The sequence below is a fragment of the Minwuia sp. IMCC3009 genome (assembly GCF_029909415.1).
GTDB lineage: Bacteria > Pseudomonadota > Alphaproteobacteria > Minwuiales > Minwuiaceae > Minwuia.
In genome coordinates this window covers 895,454-911,186 of record NZ_CP123781.1, presented here as the reverse complement: position 1 = coordinate 911,186, position 15,733 = coordinate 895,454, and the positions used below count along the sequence as shown (strand labels likewise).

Here is a 15,733-nt window from a genome sequence, read left to right as displayed (position 1 = left end):
TGCGGCGACCGACCGGGCAGTTCAGCCCTTCGCGATCCTGTCAGCGGCTGCGATCAGGAACCCGGTCAGGTCGTCGGTGACATGGTGAATGTGCTCACCGCTCGATTGCTCATGGCTCCATTCGCTGATGCCGGGAATCCAGACCGTGGTCATGCCGACGGCATGGGCGGGCACCAGGTTGCGGGCCATATCCTCGAACATCGCCGCACTGGCCGGCTTGACGTTGTGGGTCTCGATGAAGCGGTGATACGGCTCGACGCTCTGCTTCGGAATGAAGTCCGAATGCACGATGTCGAAGATGGCCTCGAAACAGTCACCGATACCGATCTTGCCCATCACGTTCTCGGCGTGGCTGACGGAGCCATTGGTGAAGACCAGCTTCCGGCCCGGCAGTCGTTTCAGCACGTCGGCAAGCTGGGGATTCGCGTCTACCGGTGACAGGTCGATGTCATGCACGTAGTCCAGAAAGTCTTCCGGTCGCACGCCGTGGTGATCGATCAGCCCCTTCAGCGTGGTGCCGTGGGACAGGAAATAGCCCTTCTGCAGGCGATGCGCTTCCTCCTCGTCCACCTGCAGGAAATCGCAGATGAAGAACCGCATGCGGTCACTGACCTGATCGAAGAGATTGCTGCGCGCCGGATAGAGCGTGTTGTCCAGATCGAAGACCCATGTATCCACATGGCGCAGGTCGGGGGCGGTCTGATCACCGCGTTGCTCGGAATCTGTCATGCCCCCCTTATCACCGCCTCTCACCCGGCCCGCAAGCCCCTTCGCGCCCGCGCCGTTAACGCCGCGTTAGGCGCCTTGGCCGATATTGGAACGGTTATCCGAGACCGGGGAGCGATCGAGATGGCCGACGACAAGCGCAACGCCGACATTATTGCCTACCAGGAACAGATTGCCGCGCTGAAGAGCACCAATCAGGGCACACGCCTGGCGCTGGCAAAGGACGCCGATGCACGACCGGAAGTGCTGTACTATCTGGCGGAGGACAAGGACAAGGATGTCCGCAGCGCGGTCGCCGGCAACCCCGCCACCCCCGGTCAGGCGGATCTGAAACTGTCGGAAGACGTGGACCCCTATGTCCGCACCGAACTGGCACGCAAGATCGGCAGGCTGCTGCCCGGGATCGGCGACGCGAAGCAGGCACGGCTGCGCGACCTGACGGAAAGGGCGCTGGATCACCTTTCGGCCGATCGTCTTGTGGACGTCCGTGCGGCCCTGGCCGATGCCATCCGCGATTCCGAGATCGTGCCCAAGGCCATCGTCATGAAGCTGGCGCAGGACGTCGAGGAGATCGTGGCCGCGCCGATCCTGGAATATTCACCGCTGCTGAACGATGCCGATCTGGTGGAAATCATCGCCGCCGGTGTCACCATCGGTGCCCTGCCCTCCATCGCCCGCCGTCGCGGTATCGGTCCCGATGTGGCCGATGCCGTCATTGCCACGACCGACCTGCCTGCCGTCGCGGCACTGCTGCACAACAGGTCGGCAAAGGTCCGCTCCGACACGCTGGACGAACTGGCGGAGGATGCGCGCGACACCGACATGCTGCACGAACCGCTGGTGATGCGACCGGAGCTGTCGCAGCGCGCCATCCGGCGGATCTCCACCTTCGTTGCCCGGTCCCTGCTGGATCGGCTGGCGGAGCGCGGTGATCTCGACAACCGTACCCGCCAGGCACTGGCGGAGGCTGTCGGCGAGAAGCTGTCGGAAGACAAGGACGCCGACCAGAAACTGGATTCCGACTTTGCCGAGCACCTGCATGGGCGCGGCAAGCTGAATGACAAGGTCATCCAGAAGGCGATGGAAAAGAACCGCCGAAGCTTCGTCATCCGCGCCCTGGCCCTGAAGACAGGTCGCAAGGAAGAGGCGGTCGAGCGCATCATGGGCATGCGCAACGGCAAGGCGACAACGGCGCTGGTGCATCAGGCCGGACTTTCGATGCGCACCGCCTTGCTGGTACAGCAACGCATCGCCCGCGTACCGCCGCACGAACTGCTCGCGGCCCGCAATGGCGTCGACTATCCGATGACCACGGAAGAACTGGAAATGCAGATCGCCCACATCGGGTAATGATCTGAATCAAGGCGCCTCCTCCGACCGGTTCCTATGACCTGTCCGGAGGAGGGCCTGATCCATGAACCTCAAGACAAAGCGCAAGGAACTGCAGGGCGTGAACGGCGCCGTCGGGCTGGCCGTCGGACTGGGCGGCTTCATCGGCCAGCTCTATTCGCCGTGGCTGGCCGCGTTTCTCATGCTGGCGATCTGGATCGTCGGCGCCACCCTGATCAACCTGCTGACCGATCCGCCGGGCGAGCGCTGAGGCATCCCGCTATCCGGCGGCACCCGACCCGGTCATGACCGTCAGTATCTCGAACAGCATCTGACCGCCGACCTGCGCCGTATTGGTGGTCGCATCATATTGCGGGGCCACCTCCACCACGTCGCCACCGACGATGTCCAGCCCGTCGAGGCCGCGGAAGATCTGCTGCACCTCCCGCGGGGTCAGGCCGCCGACCTCCGGCGTGCCGGTGCCGGGGGCGAAGCCCGGGTCGATGCCGTCGATGTCGAAGGTGACATAGACCGGGCCGTCACCGACGACCTGCCGTGCCGCCTCGATCACCGCCGGAATGCCCTGCTCCATCACCTTCTCGATGTGGAAGACGGTCATGCCGGCATCCTGCGAGAACTCCCAGATATATTCGGACGCGCCGCGAATGCCGATCTGGATGCAGCGTTCCGGGTCCAGCACGCCGTCAAGCACCGCCATGCGGAACGGGCCGCCATGATGGAACTTGCTGTGGTCGAACTCCCCGCCCGTGTCGCAATGGGCGTCGATGTGGATCATGCCCAGCGGGCGGTCGCGCCCCAGCGCCTTCATGATCGGGTAGGTGATGGAATGGTCCCCGCCCACCGACAGGGGCCGCACACCGGCATCACGGACGGTGCCGTAATAGGCCTCGATATCCTCCATCGCCATGTCGAGGCTGAAGCGGCTGCGGAACGGCACGTCGCCGACGTCCCCGACCTTTGCCTCCAGGAACGGCGCGCGGGCCAGGATATGGTGCCAGGGGCCGATCCGCTCGATCGTGCGCAGCGCGCGCGGCCCGAAGCGGGCACCGGGGCGGTTGGTGACACCCAGATCCATGGGCACCCCGATCAGCGCGATGTCCAGCCCCTCCAGCCCCTCGACCGCAGGGGCACCGAGGAAGGTCGGAATACCGGCGAAGGGCGCATGGCGTCGCCCGCCATCCTCGAACTGTGAATCCGTGATGGCACGATAGCGTTCGTCGTAGGTGGTGCCGGGTTCGGTATCGCCGTACCGGGCGCGCAGCCGCTTCAGGTTTTCCTGATCCATCTCACCCGGTCTCCAATCTGCTGCTCTTGTCACGTGGCCTGTTCCATCCTCTCCCCACCCGGCCACCCACGGGAGTATCCTTATCGGGTGGCCGGGTGGGGAGAGGGATGGAACAGGCCGAAGACGACTCCGCTACCTGCCGCTGAATGCCGGGGCGCGGCGTTCAATGAAATGCGCCACACCCTCCTTGAAATCCTCCGAGTCGAAGCTGCCCGGCATCTCCGAATTCGCCGTCAGGGTGGCGTGTTCCAGCGACTGCAGCATGGCCTTGTAGACCTGCGACTTCATCACCCGGATGGAGCGTGGCGAGACCATGGTGGCCAGTTCATCGGCATAGGCATGGCACTGGTCGGCGAAGTCCTTCATCTCGATCACCCGGTTGACCAGCCCCATCGAATGCGCCTCGGCCGCCCCGAACTTCCGCCCCGACAGCAGCAGGTCCAGCGCATTGGCATGGCCCACCAGCATCGGCAGCATCCAGGAAATGCCATGCTCCGCGATCAGGCCACGGCGGGAAAAGGCGGTGGTGAAGACGGCCGCGTCGGAGGCGAAACGCATGTCGCAATAGAGCGCCATGACCATGCCCAGCCCGGCACAGGGGCCGTTGATCGCGCCCAGCACCGGCTTCGGCACCGTCGGGAAATAGCTGTAGCGCATGGTATAGTCCGTCGGCAGGTCCAGCCCGCCCGGAATGGCATTGTTCACCGCGCTGAGCGACTGGATGCGGGACTTCGCCGAGGCGGCCTCGTCCTGGATGTCGCCCAGCAGGTTCATGTCCGCCCCGGCGCAGAATCCGCGACCGGCGCCGGTCAGCACGATGGCGCGCACGGCATCATCGTTCGACGCCTCCATCATGGCCTCGCGCACCTCCCCCTCCATCTTCCGGGTCCAGGCATTGAGCTGGTCCGGGCGGTTGAGCGTGATGGTGGCAACCGCACCGTTGCGGTCATAGAGCACTTCCGAAAGGTTCATGGTCCCCTCCCCAGGATGACATCGCCGACAGGTGCCGACGCATTGACTGGCCACAGGATAGCGCCATGGTAGGAAATGGTCATCAGGGAGGATGCTGCGATGCCCGGTTCGATTCGCCCTTTCACGGTTCATGTCTCCGATGAGGACATCGCCGATGTGCAGGCGCGGTTGCGCGCCACGCGCTGGCCGCGTGAGGAGCCGCAGGGCGCGCCCTGGGCCTATGGCGCCGACATGGCCCATGTGCGCGACCTCTGCCGTCACTGGGCGGAGGATTTCGACTGGCGCGCGGTGGAGCAGCAGATCAACCGCTTCCACAATTTCCACGCCACCATCGACGGGCAGGACATCCATTTCATCTGGGAGACCGGATCGGGCAGCAACCGCCTCCCCCTGGTCCTGACCCATGGCTGGCCCGGCTCCGTCGTCGAGTTCCTGGAAGTGATCGAACCGCTGGCCCACCCGGAGCGCTTCGGCGGCCAGGCGGAGGACGGCTTCGACGTGATCGTCCCCAGCCTGCCGGGCTATGGTTTCAGCGCCGCGCCGCCGAAGCCGGTGGACTGCCGCGAGACCGCTCGGCTGTGGCGGCACCTGATGGTCGACGTGCTGGGCGTGGACCGCTTCATGGCACAGGGCGGCGACTGGGGCAGCCTGGTCACCTCATGGCTCGGGCTGGCGCATTCGGATGTCTGCTGCGGCATTCACCAGAACATGTGGATCCCCCGCCCCGCCACCATCGACCCCGCGCCGGATGCGGAGGAAAAGGCCTGGCTGAAACAGCGCCAGGGCGACCTGCGCTTCGAGACCGCCTATCAGGCCATCCAGTCCACCAAGCCGCAGACCCTCAGCTATGGCCTGACCGACTCGCCCGCCGGACTGGCCGCCTGGATCACGGAGAAATTCCAGACCTGGGGCGACACCCATGGCGACCTGCACAGCCGTTTCAGCGCCGACCGGCTGCTCGCCAACATCGCGCTCTACTGGCACACGGGCACCATCAACAGCTCCACCTGGATGTATACCTCCATCGTGGAGAGCGACAATTTCCTGGTGCCGGACGGCCAGCGGATCACGGTGCCGGTGGGCGTGGCGAAGTTCCCCGGCGACAGCTTCTCCATGCCGCCGCGCCAGTGGGTGGAACGCATGGCCAACGTGGTGCACTGGACCGAGATGCCGGCCGGCGGCCACTTCGCCGCCATGGAGGAACCCGAAGCCTTCATCGACGACATCCGCGCCTTCGCCCGGATGATCCGGTAGCCATGCGATTTCGCCCGGACCAGAGAAATCCGGAGTGACCCCGGTCCGGCCGACCCGGAGAATCCATGTCGCGCGAGATGAATTCGCTTTCCCCGCGCGATGTGGTGCCATTCCGTGCCCTTTCGGCTGCAAGTGCGCGCGATTCCCGCGCATCATCGGAGTTCATGCAGTGCAGGCGGGTCTGCATACCGGTTGAGGGGGGACGACTTTGGGGTCTGCGACTGGGTCAGGGCAGAAGCTGTTCTATGGCTGGATCATTGTCGGTGCCAGCTTCGTGGGCACCTTCTTCGCCTTCGGCATTGCCTATTCCTTCGGTCCGTTCTTCCCTGCCATCGAGGCGGCTTTCGATGCCAGCCGCTCCGACGTCGCCCTGGTTTCCGCCATCGCCGGGGGGTTGCTGTTCAGCCTGGGCGCGGTGAGCGGCCCTCTGGCCGACCGCCTCGGCCCCGCAGTGGTCGCGGCAACCGGCATGGCCCTTGTTGCGGCAGGACTGATCGCCGCGGCGCAGGCGGCCACCCTCTGGCAGATCTACATCGCCTACGGGCTCGGCGTCGGCGTCGGCGCGGGCTGCATCTACGTTCCGGTGATCAGCGCATTGCAGCGCTGGTTCGTGCGCCGTCGCGGCCTTGCCTCCGGCCTGGCCGTCATGGGCGTGGGGGCGGGCACGCTTGTGACCCCGCCGGTCGCCAACTGGCTGGTCCAGGAGCATGGCTGGCGGGATGCCATGACCTGGCTGGGAATAGGCGTGGGTGTCATCGGCCTCCTCGCCATGCTGCTGTTGCGCCACTCACCGGAGAGGTACGGGCTGAACCCGGACGGAGGCGCACCACCCTCATCGGAGGCCCCGCCAGGTCCGGCCTCGACCCTGCGCGAAGCCATCGGGACCCCCGAGTTCTGGCTGCTCAGCGGTGCGGGCCTCACCATCTCGTTCTCGCTCTTCATGCCCCTGGTCCACTTGGTGCCCTACGTCCTCGACCAGAGCATGACCGAGGCCACGGGTGCCTGGCTGCTCAGCCTGATCGGTGTCTCCAGCATCGGGGGACGTTTCCTCGTCGGCATTCTCGCTGACCGGTTCGGACGGCTGCGCACCCTGACGGGCGTCTATCTGGGGCTCGCCGTGATGATGGCCTTCTGGCATTTCGCCGTGGAGGTCTGGGCGCTCGGCTTCTTCGCCGTGATCTTCGGCACACTCTACGGCGGCTTCGCACCGCTCATGCCTGCCATTCTGGCGGACATCTTCGGGGTTCGGCATCTGGGCGGCATTCTGGGCGTCAACTATTCCGCCTCCGGGCTTGGCGTGCTCGGCGGACCGACACTGGCGGGGCTGATCTTCGACATGACGGGGGGCTATGGTCCGGCGATTGTCTTCGCCGTCCTGAGCCTGCTCCTCGGCGCCGCCTTCCTGCTCGCGGTCGGCGCGCGGTCTCGGGCAGCAGAAGTTGCCTCCCGTCAACCGGAGTGAATGACTGCCGGTTTGCGATGCCCGAGCCTCGTCCGCGTCGCTCCAGGCGCGAAGCAAGAGATGCCAGATAACAGATGATCCATGATCGCCGATTGGCGCTCCTGCTCCGGCGTGCTGAAATGGCGACGGGGAGGACAGAGACACATGACCTACGAACAGATCGAATACCGGACCGAAGGCAATGTCGGGATCCTGACACTGAACCGGCCGGAGAAACTGAACGCCTGGACCTACCGGATGCGGGAGGAGATGCATGACGCCATCACCTCCGCGAACAATGATCCCGCAATCGGCGCGGTCATCGTGACCGGCGCGGGCCGGGGGTTCTGCTCCGGTGCCGACATGAAGGACACGTTCCGGGCCCGGATGGAGCAGGCGGAATCCGGCACCAAGCCGTCGGCACCGATCCAGTGGGTGAAGTTCGTGCGCGATTCCAAGCCCCTGATCGCCGCGGTCAACGGCGTCGCCGTAGGCGTCGGCCTGAGCCAGATCCTGTCCTTCGATGTCATCCTGATCGCCCGTTCCGCCAGGGTCGCCGTGCCCTTCGTGAAGGTCGGCGTCGTGCCGGAGCTGGCCAGTTCGCACTTCCTGGTACAGCGCATGGGCTTCGGCGCGGCCAGTGAGTTCGCGCTGACCGGCCGCTTCATGAACGGCGAGGAGGCCGCCGCCAGCGGTCTCGCCAACAGGGTCGTGGAGGATGCGGACCTGATGGCAGAGGCCATGGAACTGGCCAACGCCATCGCCGCCAACCCCGACCGGCACCTGGCCTGGACAAAGGAACTGCTGACGCAGAACGGCTCCGAGACCGACCTGGAACTGGTGCAGGCGCGGGAGCAGGCGCGACTGAAGGAAGCCTATGAAAGCGCCGAGCACAAGGAAGCCGTCGATGCCTTCCTGAACAAGCGCAAGCCGAAGTTCAGGTAACGACCGGATGCCCCGATCCGGATCGGGTCGCTGCCCGCTCCTCAAGCGGGCGGTGTCGCCTCCGGCCCGGCGATCTGCATGGCCCGGCGATAGGCGGGTCGGGCGCTGATGCGCTGGAAATAGGCGTTCGTGTTCGGCAGGTCGTCGAGGGTCCGCCCCCCCGAGGCAAGGATGTTGCCGAAATTGTAGACGACCATCATGTCCGCGCAGGTGAAGTCGTCGCCTGCCAGATGCTCGTGCTTCGCCAGTGTCTGCTCCAGATAGTCGTAATAGCCCGACCAGCGCCGCCGCAGCAGTTCCTTCACCACCGGCGTCGCCTCGCCCGTCGGGTTCGCACCCATGGCAAGCTGGGCAAAGAACAGGCCCAGCGCATTGTTGTTGAACTGCATCCAGTAGAGATAGTCGAAATAGTTCGGCTGGTCGGGGTTCACGGTGAACCGGCCCCCGGCATGCGTACGGCAGACATATTCCAGCACCACCGCCGATTCCGTCAGCACGCGACCGTCATCCTCGATCACCGGCGCGGTCGCCGCCGGATGCAGCGCGAAGTAGTCGTCAGGCATCAGCCGGTTGGCCTTCCGGTGGTACCATTTCAGGTCATAGGGCAGCCCGAGTTCCTCCATCAGCCAGACCACGCGGTCGGACTGCGAAACGCCGAGATGATGGATGGTGATCAACTGACTCTCCCCTGATTTCCTTTGCATCTGCCTCTGATGATAGACCGTTCCGAGGTTGGATTGCAGCGCTCTGACGGCGACAGGTGATTGCGCAAGGGCCGCGCCTGGCTGATAAGCTGTCGGCATCTGCAATGCCTGCCCCCGCCTTCCGGAGTCTCCATGGAAATCACCACCGCCCTTCTGCCGCTGGCCGCCATCCTGGTCGGCACCGGATGTGTCGCCGGGGTGCTGGCGGGGCTGCTGGATGTCGGCGGCGGCATCGTGGTGGTGCCGGTGCTCTACACCATGCTGGGGCAGTTGGAGATCGATCCCTCCGTCAAGATGCATGTGGCGGTGGGGACGTCGCTGGCCAGCATCGTACTGACCTACATCGGTTCGGCGCGGGCGCATCACCGGCGCGGGGCGGTTGATGTGGACCTGCTGAAACGCTGGGGGCCGTTCATCCTTGCCGGGTCGGTCGCGGGGGTGCTGATCGCCAGCTTCATCAGCGGCGCGACCCTGACCCTGGTCTTCGCCGTGGTGGCGCTGGTCGTAGCCGCCTACATGGCCTTCACCCCGGCGGATTTCCGCCTGCGGGAGAGGCTGCCGGGAGGACCGGCAGGGGCCGCAACCGGCTTCGCCATCGGCGGTACCTCGGCGATGATGGGGATCGGCGGCGGCACCCTCTGCGTGCCCTATTTCAACCTGTTCGGCTATCCGGCGCACCGCGCGGTGGGCACGGCGGCGGCGATCGGCCTGATCATCGCGTTGCCCGGCGCCATTGGCTTCATCATCTCCGGCTGGGGCGTCCCTGCCTTGCCGCAAGCCAGCGCCGGGCACGTCAACCTGCTGGGCCTGCTGCTGATCGCCCCCTTCGCCAGCCTGACCGCGCCGCTGGGCGCCCGCATCGCCCACAGCCTGAAACCCCGCACACTGAAGCTTGCCTTCGCCCTGTTCCTGCTGCTCACTGCCATCCGGATGCTGGCGTAGATCGTTCCATCAGACGATGGAATCGCACCGGCCCGCGCCATCGGAGACGAGCAAGGATCCCGGCAGGATGAGAGATATCGCCAACCGCAACCTGCGGAAGTCGCTGACGATCCGCCACATGCGCGTCATCGCGGCCCTGGCGGAGCTGAAGATCGTCTCCCGGGTTGCCGACGAACTGATGGTCACCCAGCCGGCGATTTCGAAGCAGATCGCAGAGCTGGAACGCATCGTCGGTGCCCCTATCGTGACCCGCGACCGCAAGCGGCTTCACCTCACGGCAATCGGGCTGAGACTGGCGGAACATGCCCGCATGGTGCTCAGCCAGATCGACCGGGCGGCGTTCGATGTCGAGGCCATGTCGAGCGGTGTCAGTGGCGCGGTCTCTGTCGGCGTGGTCGCATCCGTGGGCCCGATCATCCTGCCTGACGCCCTTGCACTGCTGAAGCGCAGCGCCCCCGAAACATCGGTTTCGCTCATCGAGGGGCATTTCGTTTCCCTGTACCCGCAGCTTGAATCCGGCGTCATGGACCTGCTCATCGCCCGGGTCTGGCAACCGCAGGAACTGCCCGGAATCGAACAGAGCGTGCTGTTCAGCGAACCGGTTGTCGTAGTTGCGGGAAGTGATCATCCGCTCGCCGAGCAGGACGCACTCGACTGGAAGCAGGCCATCGGCTGGCCGTGGATCCTGCCCCAGGCCAACTCGGTCGCGCGAAGGGCCTTCGATGCCCTGTTTGCCGAAAACGGGCTCGTCACACCAACGAACACGATCGCTTCCGTGTCGCTGGCCCTGAATCTGGAGATCATGCGCAAGATGCCCGCGATTGGCCTGTTTCCGGAGAGTATCGCGCGGGTGCACAGTGCGCGCCGCGATATCGTGGTGCTGCCGCTCGACACCCACGGCCTCCTGTCCGAAGCGCGCTGTTTCTGGCGGCGGGATCAGACGTCCACCAACAGCACGCTCGCGTTGCTCCTCAAATGCCTCGAACAGACCCTGCCTGCCGCCTGATTTTATTCCCATTGGTTATGTTTGCATGGGAAGAATTCAGTATTCTGTCTGGATTTGCGGCGATATTTATACCCTTGACTAATTGTTGCAAGGGGAATGGCAACGCGGTGCTGCCGCGGTGCGATCATGGTCACGATGGCGAACACCAGGCTGACGGAATACACAGCGGTTCAGATGCTTGCCGGTTTCGCGGCAGGCAGCCTGACGCCCAATGCGGTGCTTGAGGCCTGTCTCAGCCGGATCTCCGAAGCCAATCCCAGGATCAATGCCCTGACCGCCTTCGACACGGAACGCGCCGTGGCCGAGGCCGATGCATCCACCCGCCGCTGGCAGGCGGGTACCCCTCGCGGGATCCTCGACGGGCTGCCGATCGGGGTGAAGGACCTGCAGGACACGGAGGGGCTGCTGACCACCTATGGCAGCCTTCGGATGCGCGATCACGTGCCCACGGCGGACCTGCTGATGGTCGCGAGACTGCGAAAGGCGGGCGCCATCGTTCTCGCCAAGACCAACGTTCCGGAGATGGGTGCCGGTGGCAATTCCCGCAATCCGGTCTGGGGGGCGACAGGGAATCCGTTCAACCCGAACCTCATTGCCGGTGGCTCCTCCGGCGGTTCCGCGGCGGCCCTGGCGGCGGACATGCTGCCGCTCTGCACCGGCTCCGACACGGGCGGATCGCTGCGGCTTCCGGCGGCACTGTGTGGCATCGTCGGGTATCGCCCCTCGGCGGACGTGATCGCCCATCCGGCCCGCCCCCTCGGCTGGTCCGGCATATCGGTCCTGGGTCCGATGGCCCGTGATGTGGACGATCTGGTTCTCATGCTGCGTGCCTGCCACGGCCATGATGCCGACGACCCGTTGTCATCACCTGCCGATCCGGCACGCTTCGACATCAGCCTCGGGCTGCAGACCGGCGTGATCGACGGCTACCTGAACTCCCCGTTCGTGCCGGTCATGTTCGGGCAGACGGATTTCGTGAAGAACTTCTCCGACGCCGGCGTGATCATTCCGATCCGCGCGATCATTGCCTCCAAGCAGTGGTACGACGGTCTGTCCGATGCGGAGCGGGCCACTGTGAACGACGCCGTCGCGAAGGCCAACGCCGCGACGCAGGCCTGGCTGGACAAGGCCTCGGTTGTCGCCCTGACCACGCTGGAGGATGCCGGTGTGACGGTCCAGCGGCTTTCCGAAGAAGAGAAGGAAGCCTTCCGCGAGCTCTCGCAGCCGGTCTACCGGTCCGGCCTGCTGCCCGAGGCTGATGTCGAAACCTGGTTGGCCGTGGCCAACAAGACCCGCTGAGACGGAGCCGGTCGGACCCGCGGCATGACTGCCGCGGGTCCGACCACTCACTCCACAGACTGGAAAGCCGACCCATGCGAAGCCTGATCCTGTCGCTCAGTTCCGGCCTGCATGCCGTGGCACGACGTGTCGCCGTGTTCATGGTCTGCGGCATGTTCGTCACGGTGATGATCCAGGTGATCGCGCGCTACGGCTTCTCCTCGCCGCCGACCTGGACCGAGGATGTGGCCCGCTACATGATGGTCTGGACCGGACTGCTGGGCGCGACCCTGTCCTTCAAGACCCGGGCCGACGCGGTTCTGATGCAGAGCGTGTTTCCGCCCAGACCACATCTTCTCGGCTTGCTGGCCGAGGCCGTGCAGAGCGCGGCCGTGATCGCCTTCATCGCACCCGTCGTCTGGTTCTGCTTCATCGGCCTGCGCGGCGGCTTTGCCAAGGGATACCTGGCCCGCCAGGCCGGTCTGACCGCCGATACGCTGGGGATCCCGATGGTCTGGATCGCGGTGATCGTCCCGATCGCCATGATCGTCATCCTCATCCATCTGGTCGCGCGGTGGCTCGACCCGGACGACTCTCCGTCTGCTGACGCGCAGGACGTGTCCCAACTCGACTAGACCTTGCCGCTGCCGCCTACCCCGGATGCTCGGCAATGGCCTGCAGGAAGGCGGCAGCGAACTTCTCCACCTTGCTGGCGCCGACGCCATGGGTCTCGGCGAAAGATTCCACATCGCGCGGGCGGCGGGCGGCGAGTTCGATCAGGGTGGCATCGTGGAAGATGACATAGGGCGGCACACCACGTTCCCGGGCCAGTTCCAGCCGCACCTGCTTCAGGCTCTGCAACAGGTCCTGCCCGGCCTCGTCCAGCGCGGTCTCGGCGGGCTTGCGGGTCTTGCGGCTGCTCTTCCCGCGCCCCGATGAGGCCGTCAGGATGTCGGTGCGCAGGCGCAGCGTCTCCTGCCCCATCAGCAGGCCGTGCCCCAGCCGCGTCACCGTCAGGCCGCCGAAACGGTCGGCGTCGATCTCCAGGAACCCGGCGGCGACGAGCTGGCGGATGATGGCGCGCCACTCACCGACCTTGCGGTCCTTGCCGATGCCGAAGGTCGGCAGCCGGTCATGCCCGAAGGAGGTGATCTTCGGCGTCGATTTCCCCATCAGGCTGTCGGCGATGTGCACCGCGCCGAACCGCTCCCCCGTGCGCACCACGGTGGACAGCACCTTCTGCCCCAGTTCGGTGCCGTCGATCAGGGTCGGCGGGTCCAGGCAGATGTCGCAGTTGCCGCAAGGCTCCGCCTTCTCCGCGAAGTAGGCGAGCAGCAGCACCCGGCGGCATTCCACCGCCTCGCAGAGGCCGACCAGAGCATCCAGCCGCTGGCGCTCCACCCGTTTCACCATGTCGTCGGCGTCGCTCTGTTCGATGAACTGGCGGCGCATGCGGATGTCGTTCAGGCCGAAGAAAAGCTGTGCCTCCGCCGGGGCGCCGTCCCGACCGGCGCGGCCGATCTCCTGATAATAGGCCTCGATGGTGGCGGGCAGATCGGCGTGGACGACGAAGCGGACGTCGGGCTTGTCGATGCCCATGCCGAAGGCGATGGTGGCGACGACGATGATCCCCGGCTCCGTCATGAAGCGGTCGAGCCAGCGCGCGCGGGTGTCCGGGTCCAGTCCGGCGTGATAGGCCAGCGCATTGTGCCCCGCCGCACACAGGGCCGCCGCCATGTCCTCCGTTCCCTGCCGCGAAAGGCAGTAGACGATGCCGGACTGGCCCTGCCGCTCCGCCACGAAGGCCTCCACCTGCTGTTCGACCTTCGACTTCACGGTGATGCCGAGGCGGATGTTGGGGCGGTCGAATCCGGCGACATGCACCGACGCTGTGCCGCCGAACAGACGCTCGATGATGTCCGTCCGGGTCTCCGCGTCCGCCGTTGCGGTGAAGGCCCCGATGGGAATGTCGGGGAAACGGCTGTGAAGCTGCTCCAGATCCCGGTATTCGGGCCGGAAGCTGTGGCCCCACTGGGAAATGCAGTGCGATTCATCGACCACGAACAGGCCGACGGGCAGATCGGCAAGCGCACGCAGCATGCGCTCCGTCATCAGCCGCTCCGGCGACATGTAGAGCAGGCTGGCCCGTCCGTCCCGGACCTTCAGCCAAGCATCGACGTTCTCCTCCCGGCTGCGGCTGGAGTTGATCGTGACCGCCGCGACACCGGCAAGCTGCAGCGCCGCGACCTGGTTCTCCATCAGCGCCACCAGCGGGGAGACCACAACGGTCAGACCGGGCCGCGCCAGCGCCGGCACCTGGAAGCAGAGCGACTTGCCCGCGCCCGTGGGCATGACCGCCAGCGTGTGCCGTCCCGCGATCAGGTCATCCACCACCGCCTCCTGCCCGGGACGGAAACTGTCGAAGCCGAAGACATCCTTCAGGATGCGGTGCTTCTCGGGCAGGTCTGCGGTGGCGGCGATGCTCATGGCCCTGTCTTGCACGATTCGCGCGACCGCTGCACCTCATGCCGTCCAACAGGCCTGTGCGGACCGGTTGGCTGGTGTAGATTGGCCGCGAACGAGCGGGAGGAGCCGGATCATGCAATCACCCCTGAGCCATGCCGAACAGGACCTGCGCGCCCGCGCACGCGACCTGGCGCAGAGCACCATCGCGCCGCGCGCCGCCGAGGTGGACCGCAGCGAGCAGTACCCCTGGGACAATGTGGCGGCGCTCAAGGACGCCGGTTTCATGGGCATGACCGTGCCGAAGGAACTCGGCGGGCCGGGTCTGAGCTACCTCGACGCCGCGCTGGTGATCGAGGAGATGGCGCGCGTCTGCGGCGTCACCGGGCGCATCGCGGTGGAAGCCAACATGGGCGCGATCTCCGCCATCCTGCAGTATGGCACCGAGGGTCAGCGGAAGATGGCCGCCGACTTCGTGCTGAACGGGGACAAGCCCGCCATCTGCATCACCGAACCTGAGGCCGGCAGCGCGGCGACGGAGATGACGACCACCGCCGTGAAACATGGCGACCGCTATGTGCTGAACGGCAAGAAGCACTGGATCACCGGCGGCGGCGTCTCCCGCCTGCATCTTGTCTTCGCGCGGGTGCTGGACACGCAGGGCTACCGGCTGGGCATCGGCGGCTTCATCGCCATCCGCGATCAGGACGCGGGCCTGAGGATCGGGGAGCGGGAGCCGACCATGGGCCTGCGCGGCATCCCGGAGGCGGAAGTCTTCTTCGAGGATCTGGAACTGGCGGAGGACCGGGTACTGCTGCCGCCCTCCGGTTTCGGGCGTGGCTTTGCCGACCTGATGAATGCCTACAACAGCCAGCGTGTGGGGGCGGGCACCGTGGCGCTGGGGCTGGCCGCCGGGGCCATGGACCTGGCCCGCGACTATGCCATCGACCGCCACCAGTTCGGGCGTCCCATCGCGGAGTTCCAGGGTCTGCAATGGATGCTGGCCGACATGGCGACGCAGGTGGACGCCGCCCGGCTGATGATCCACACCGCCGCGCGGTCACGCGGGCCGGACAACAGCCCCTTCCCCGATCCCTATTCAGCGGCGCAGGCCAAGGTCTTCGCCTCCGAGATGGCGATCAGGGTGACCAACGACGCGCTGCAGGTCTTCGGCGCCAGGGGCTATTCGCGCAACACCCCGGTGGAGCGCATCCTGCGCGACGCCCGCATGTTCACCATCGGCGGCGGCACCGCGCAGATCCTGCGCACCGTCATCGCGTCCCGCCTGCTGGGCATGAAGTTCCCGCAGACAAGGGACGGCTATGTCGGCCGCAACAGCCCGCCGCCTGCCAACGCGGCGGAATGAG

Annotated in this window: 15 protein-coding genes and 1 pseudogene; 11 read left to right on the top strand and 5 right to left on the bottom strand. The window is 66.0% G+C overall.

Annotated elements, in window-relative coordinates; all coding sequences use genetic code 11:
* Positions 1–21: 21 nt before the first annotated feature.
* Entirely contained in the window at positions 22–729 is a 708-nt protein-coding gene (locus QGV55_RS04235; RefSeq protein WP_281018098.1) for a pyrimidine 5'-nucleotidase, read from the bottom strand.
* Positions 730–849: 120 nt separating this feature from the next.
* On the opposite strand from QGV55_RS04235, the gene QGV55_RS04230 reads away from it, so the two are divergent.
* Complete coding sequence (locus tag QGV55_RS04230; RefSeq protein WP_281018099.1) at positions 850–2,076, top strand: DUF2336 domain-containing protein; 1,227 nt, start codon at positions 850–852, stop codon at positions 2,074–2,076.
* 64 nt (positions 2,077–2,140) lie between these two features.
* Positions 2,141–2,326: a hypothetical protein gene (locus QGV55_RS04225; RefSeq protein ID WP_281018100.1), complete on the top strand. Its 186-nt coding sequence runs from the start codon at positions 2,141–2,143 to the stop codon at positions 2,324–2,326.
* A 9-nt stretch (positions 2,327–2,335) separates the two neighbouring features.
* On the opposite strand, the gene speB is transcribed toward QGV55_RS04225, so the two are convergent.
* Together speB and QGV55_RS04215 are read right to left on the bottom strand one after the other, a co-directional pair.
* Positions 2,336–3,361, bottom strand: a complete 1,026-nt coding sequence (speB, locus tag QGV55_RS04220) for an agmatinase (RefSeq protein ID WP_281018101.1) — start codon at positions 3,359–3,361, stop codon at positions 2,336–2,338.
* Positions 3,362–3,493: 132 nt separating this feature from the next.
* The gene (locus QGV55_RS04215; RefSeq protein ID WP_281018102.1) at positions 3,494–4,333 is read right to left on the bottom strand and encodes an enoyl-CoA hydratase; all 840 of its coding nucleotides are present in this window, start codon (positions 4,331–4,333) and stop codon (positions 3,494–3,496) included.
* A gap of 99 nt (positions 4,334–4,432) precedes the next feature.
* On the opposite strand from QGV55_RS04215, the gene QGV55_RS04210 reads away from it, so the two are divergent.
* The 3 genes from QGV55_RS04210 (at position 4,433) to QGV55_RS04200 (ending at position 7,973) form a co-directional block, all read left to right on the top strand.
* The gene (locus QGV55_RS04210; protein ID WP_281018103.1) at positions 4,433–5,587 is read left to right on the top strand and encodes an epoxide hydrolase family protein; all 1,155 of its coding nucleotides are present in this window, start codon (positions 4,433–4,435) and stop codon (positions 5,585–5,587) included.
* 208 nt (positions 5,588–5,795) lie between these two features.
* A complete protein-coding gene (locus QGV55_RS04205; RefSeq protein ID WP_281018104.1) occupies positions 5,796–7,049 on the top strand; it encodes an MFS transporter in 1,254 nt (417 codons plus the stop codon).
* Between the two features lie 144 nt (positions 7,050–7,193).
* Positions 7,194–7,973 carry an enoyl-CoA hydratase/isomerase family protein gene (locus QGV55_RS04200; protein WP_281018105.1) on the top strand — a complete coding sequence of 260 codons (780 nt, stop codon included), beginning with the start codon at positions 7,194–7,196 and terminating at the stop codon, positions 7,971–7,973.
* 41 nt (positions 7,974–8,014) lie between these two features.
* On the opposite strand, the gene QGV55_RS04195 is transcribed toward QGV55_RS04200, so the two are convergent.
* Positions 8,015–8,650 carry a glutathione S-transferase gene (locus QGV55_RS04195; protein ID WP_281018106.1) on the bottom strand — a complete coding sequence of 212 codons (636 nt, stop codon included), beginning with the start codon at positions 8,648–8,650 and terminating at the stop codon, positions 8,015–8,017.
* A gap of 159 nt (positions 8,651–8,809) precedes the next feature.
* Here QGV55_RS04195 and QGV55_RS04190 point away from each other — a divergent pair, with 159 nt between their 5' ends.
* The 5 genes and pseudogenes from QGV55_RS04190 (at position 8,810) to QGV55_RS04175 (ending at position 12,538) form a co-directional block, all read left to right on the top strand.
* A complete protein-coding gene (locus QGV55_RS04190; protein ID WP_281018107.1) occupies positions 8,810–9,619 on the top strand; it encodes a sulfite exporter TauE/SafE family protein in 810 nt (269 codons plus the stop codon).
* Positions 9,620–9,686: 67 nt separating this feature from the next.
* The gene (locus QGV55_RS04185) at positions 9,687–10,625 is read left to right on the top strand and encodes a LysR substrate-binding domain-containing protein (RefSeq protein ID WP_281018108.1); all 939 of its coding nucleotides are present in this window, start codon (positions 9,687–9,689) and stop codon (positions 10,623–10,625) included.
* A 135-nt stretch (positions 10,626–10,760) separates the two neighbouring features.
* A pseudogene (locus tag QGV55_RS19735) lies at positions 10,761–11,513 on the top strand (amidase); the annotation flags it as partial.
* A 3-nt stretch (positions 11,514–11,516) separates the two neighbouring features.
* A complete protein-coding gene (gene dctP, locus QGV55_RS19730; RefSeq protein WP_348637651.1) occupies positions 11,517–11,924 on the top strand; it encodes a TRAP transporter substrate-binding protein DctP in 408 nt (135 codons plus the stop codon).
* Positions 11,925–11,998: 74 nt separating this feature from the next.
* Positions 11,999–12,538 (top strand): TRAP transporter small permease subunit, encoded by a 540-nt coding sequence (locus QGV55_RS04175; protein ID WP_281018110.1) that lies wholly within the window; start codon positions 11,999–12,001, stop codon positions 12,536–12,538.
* 16 nt (positions 12,539–12,554) lie between these two features.
* On the opposite strand, the gene recQ is transcribed toward QGV55_RS04175, so the two are convergent.
* Positions 12,555–14,390: a DNA helicase RecQ gene (recQ, locus tag QGV55_RS04170; protein ID WP_281018111.1), complete on the bottom strand. Its 1,836-nt coding sequence runs from the start codon at positions 14,388–14,390 to the stop codon at positions 12,555–12,557.
* 112 nt (positions 14,391–14,502) lie between these two features.
* Between recQ and acdA the strand changes: the two genes are divergently transcribed.
* On the top strand, positions 14,503–15,732 hold the full coding sequence (gene acdA, locus QGV55_RS04165; RefSeq protein WP_281018113.1) for a 3-sulfinopropanoyl-CoA desulfinase: 1,230 nt from the start codon (positions 14,503–14,505) through the stop codon (positions 15,730–15,732).
* The last annotated feature ends 1 nt before the right edge of the window (position 15,733 follow it).

What these genes read in the sequence shown, in the direction of transcription:
- QGV55_RS04185 (WP_281018108.1), top strand. Translation starts at nt 9,687, where the DNA reads ATGAGAGATATCGCCAACCGCAACCTGCGGAAGTCGCTGACGATCCGC.
- QGV55_RS04230 (WP_281018099.1), top strand. Translation starts at nt 850, where the DNA reads ATGGCCGACGACAAGCGCAACGCCGACATTATTGCCTACCAGGAACAG.
- QGV55_RS04215 (WP_281018102.1), bottom strand. Translation starts at nt 4,333, where the DNA reads ATGAACCTTTCGGAAGTGCTCTATGACCGCAACGGTGCGGTTGCCACC.
- QGV55_RS04175 (WP_281018110.1), top strand. Translation starts at nt 11,999, where the DNA reads ATGCGAAGCCTGATCCTGTCGCTCAGTTCCGGCCTGCATGCCGTGGCA.
- speB (WP_281018101.1), bottom strand. Translation starts at nt 3,361, where the DNA reads ATGGATCAGGAAAACCTGAAGCGGCTGCGCGCCCGGTACGGCGATACC.
- QGV55_RS04235 (WP_281018098.1), bottom strand. Translation starts at nt 729, where the DNA reads ATGACAGATTCCGAGCAACGCGGTGATCAGACCGCCCCCGACCTGCGC.
- QGV55_RS04200 (WP_281018105.1), top strand. Translation starts at nt 7,194, where the DNA reads ATGACCTACGAACAGATCGAATACCGGACCGAAGGCAATGTCGGGATC.
- QGV55_RS04190 (WP_281018107.1), top strand. Translation starts at nt 8,810, where the DNA reads ATGGAAATCACCACCGCCCTTCTGCCGCTGGCCGCCATCCTGGTCGGC.
- QGV55_RS04210 (WP_281018103.1), top strand. Translation starts at nt 4,433, where the DNA reads ATGCCCGGTTCGATTCGCCCTTTCACGGTTCATGTCTCCGATGAGGAC.
- acdA (WP_281018113.1), top strand. Translation starts at nt 14,503, where the DNA reads ATGCAATCACCCCTGAGCCATGCCGAACAGGACCTGCGCGCCCGCGCA.
- QGV55_RS04225 (WP_281018100.1), top strand. Translation starts at nt 2,141, where the DNA reads ATGAACCTCAAGACAAAGCGCAAGGAACTGCAGGGCGTGAACGGCGCC.
- recQ (WP_281018111.1), bottom strand. Translation starts at nt 14,390, where the DNA reads ATGAGCATCGCCGCCACCGCAGACCTGCCCGAGAAGCACCGCATCCTG.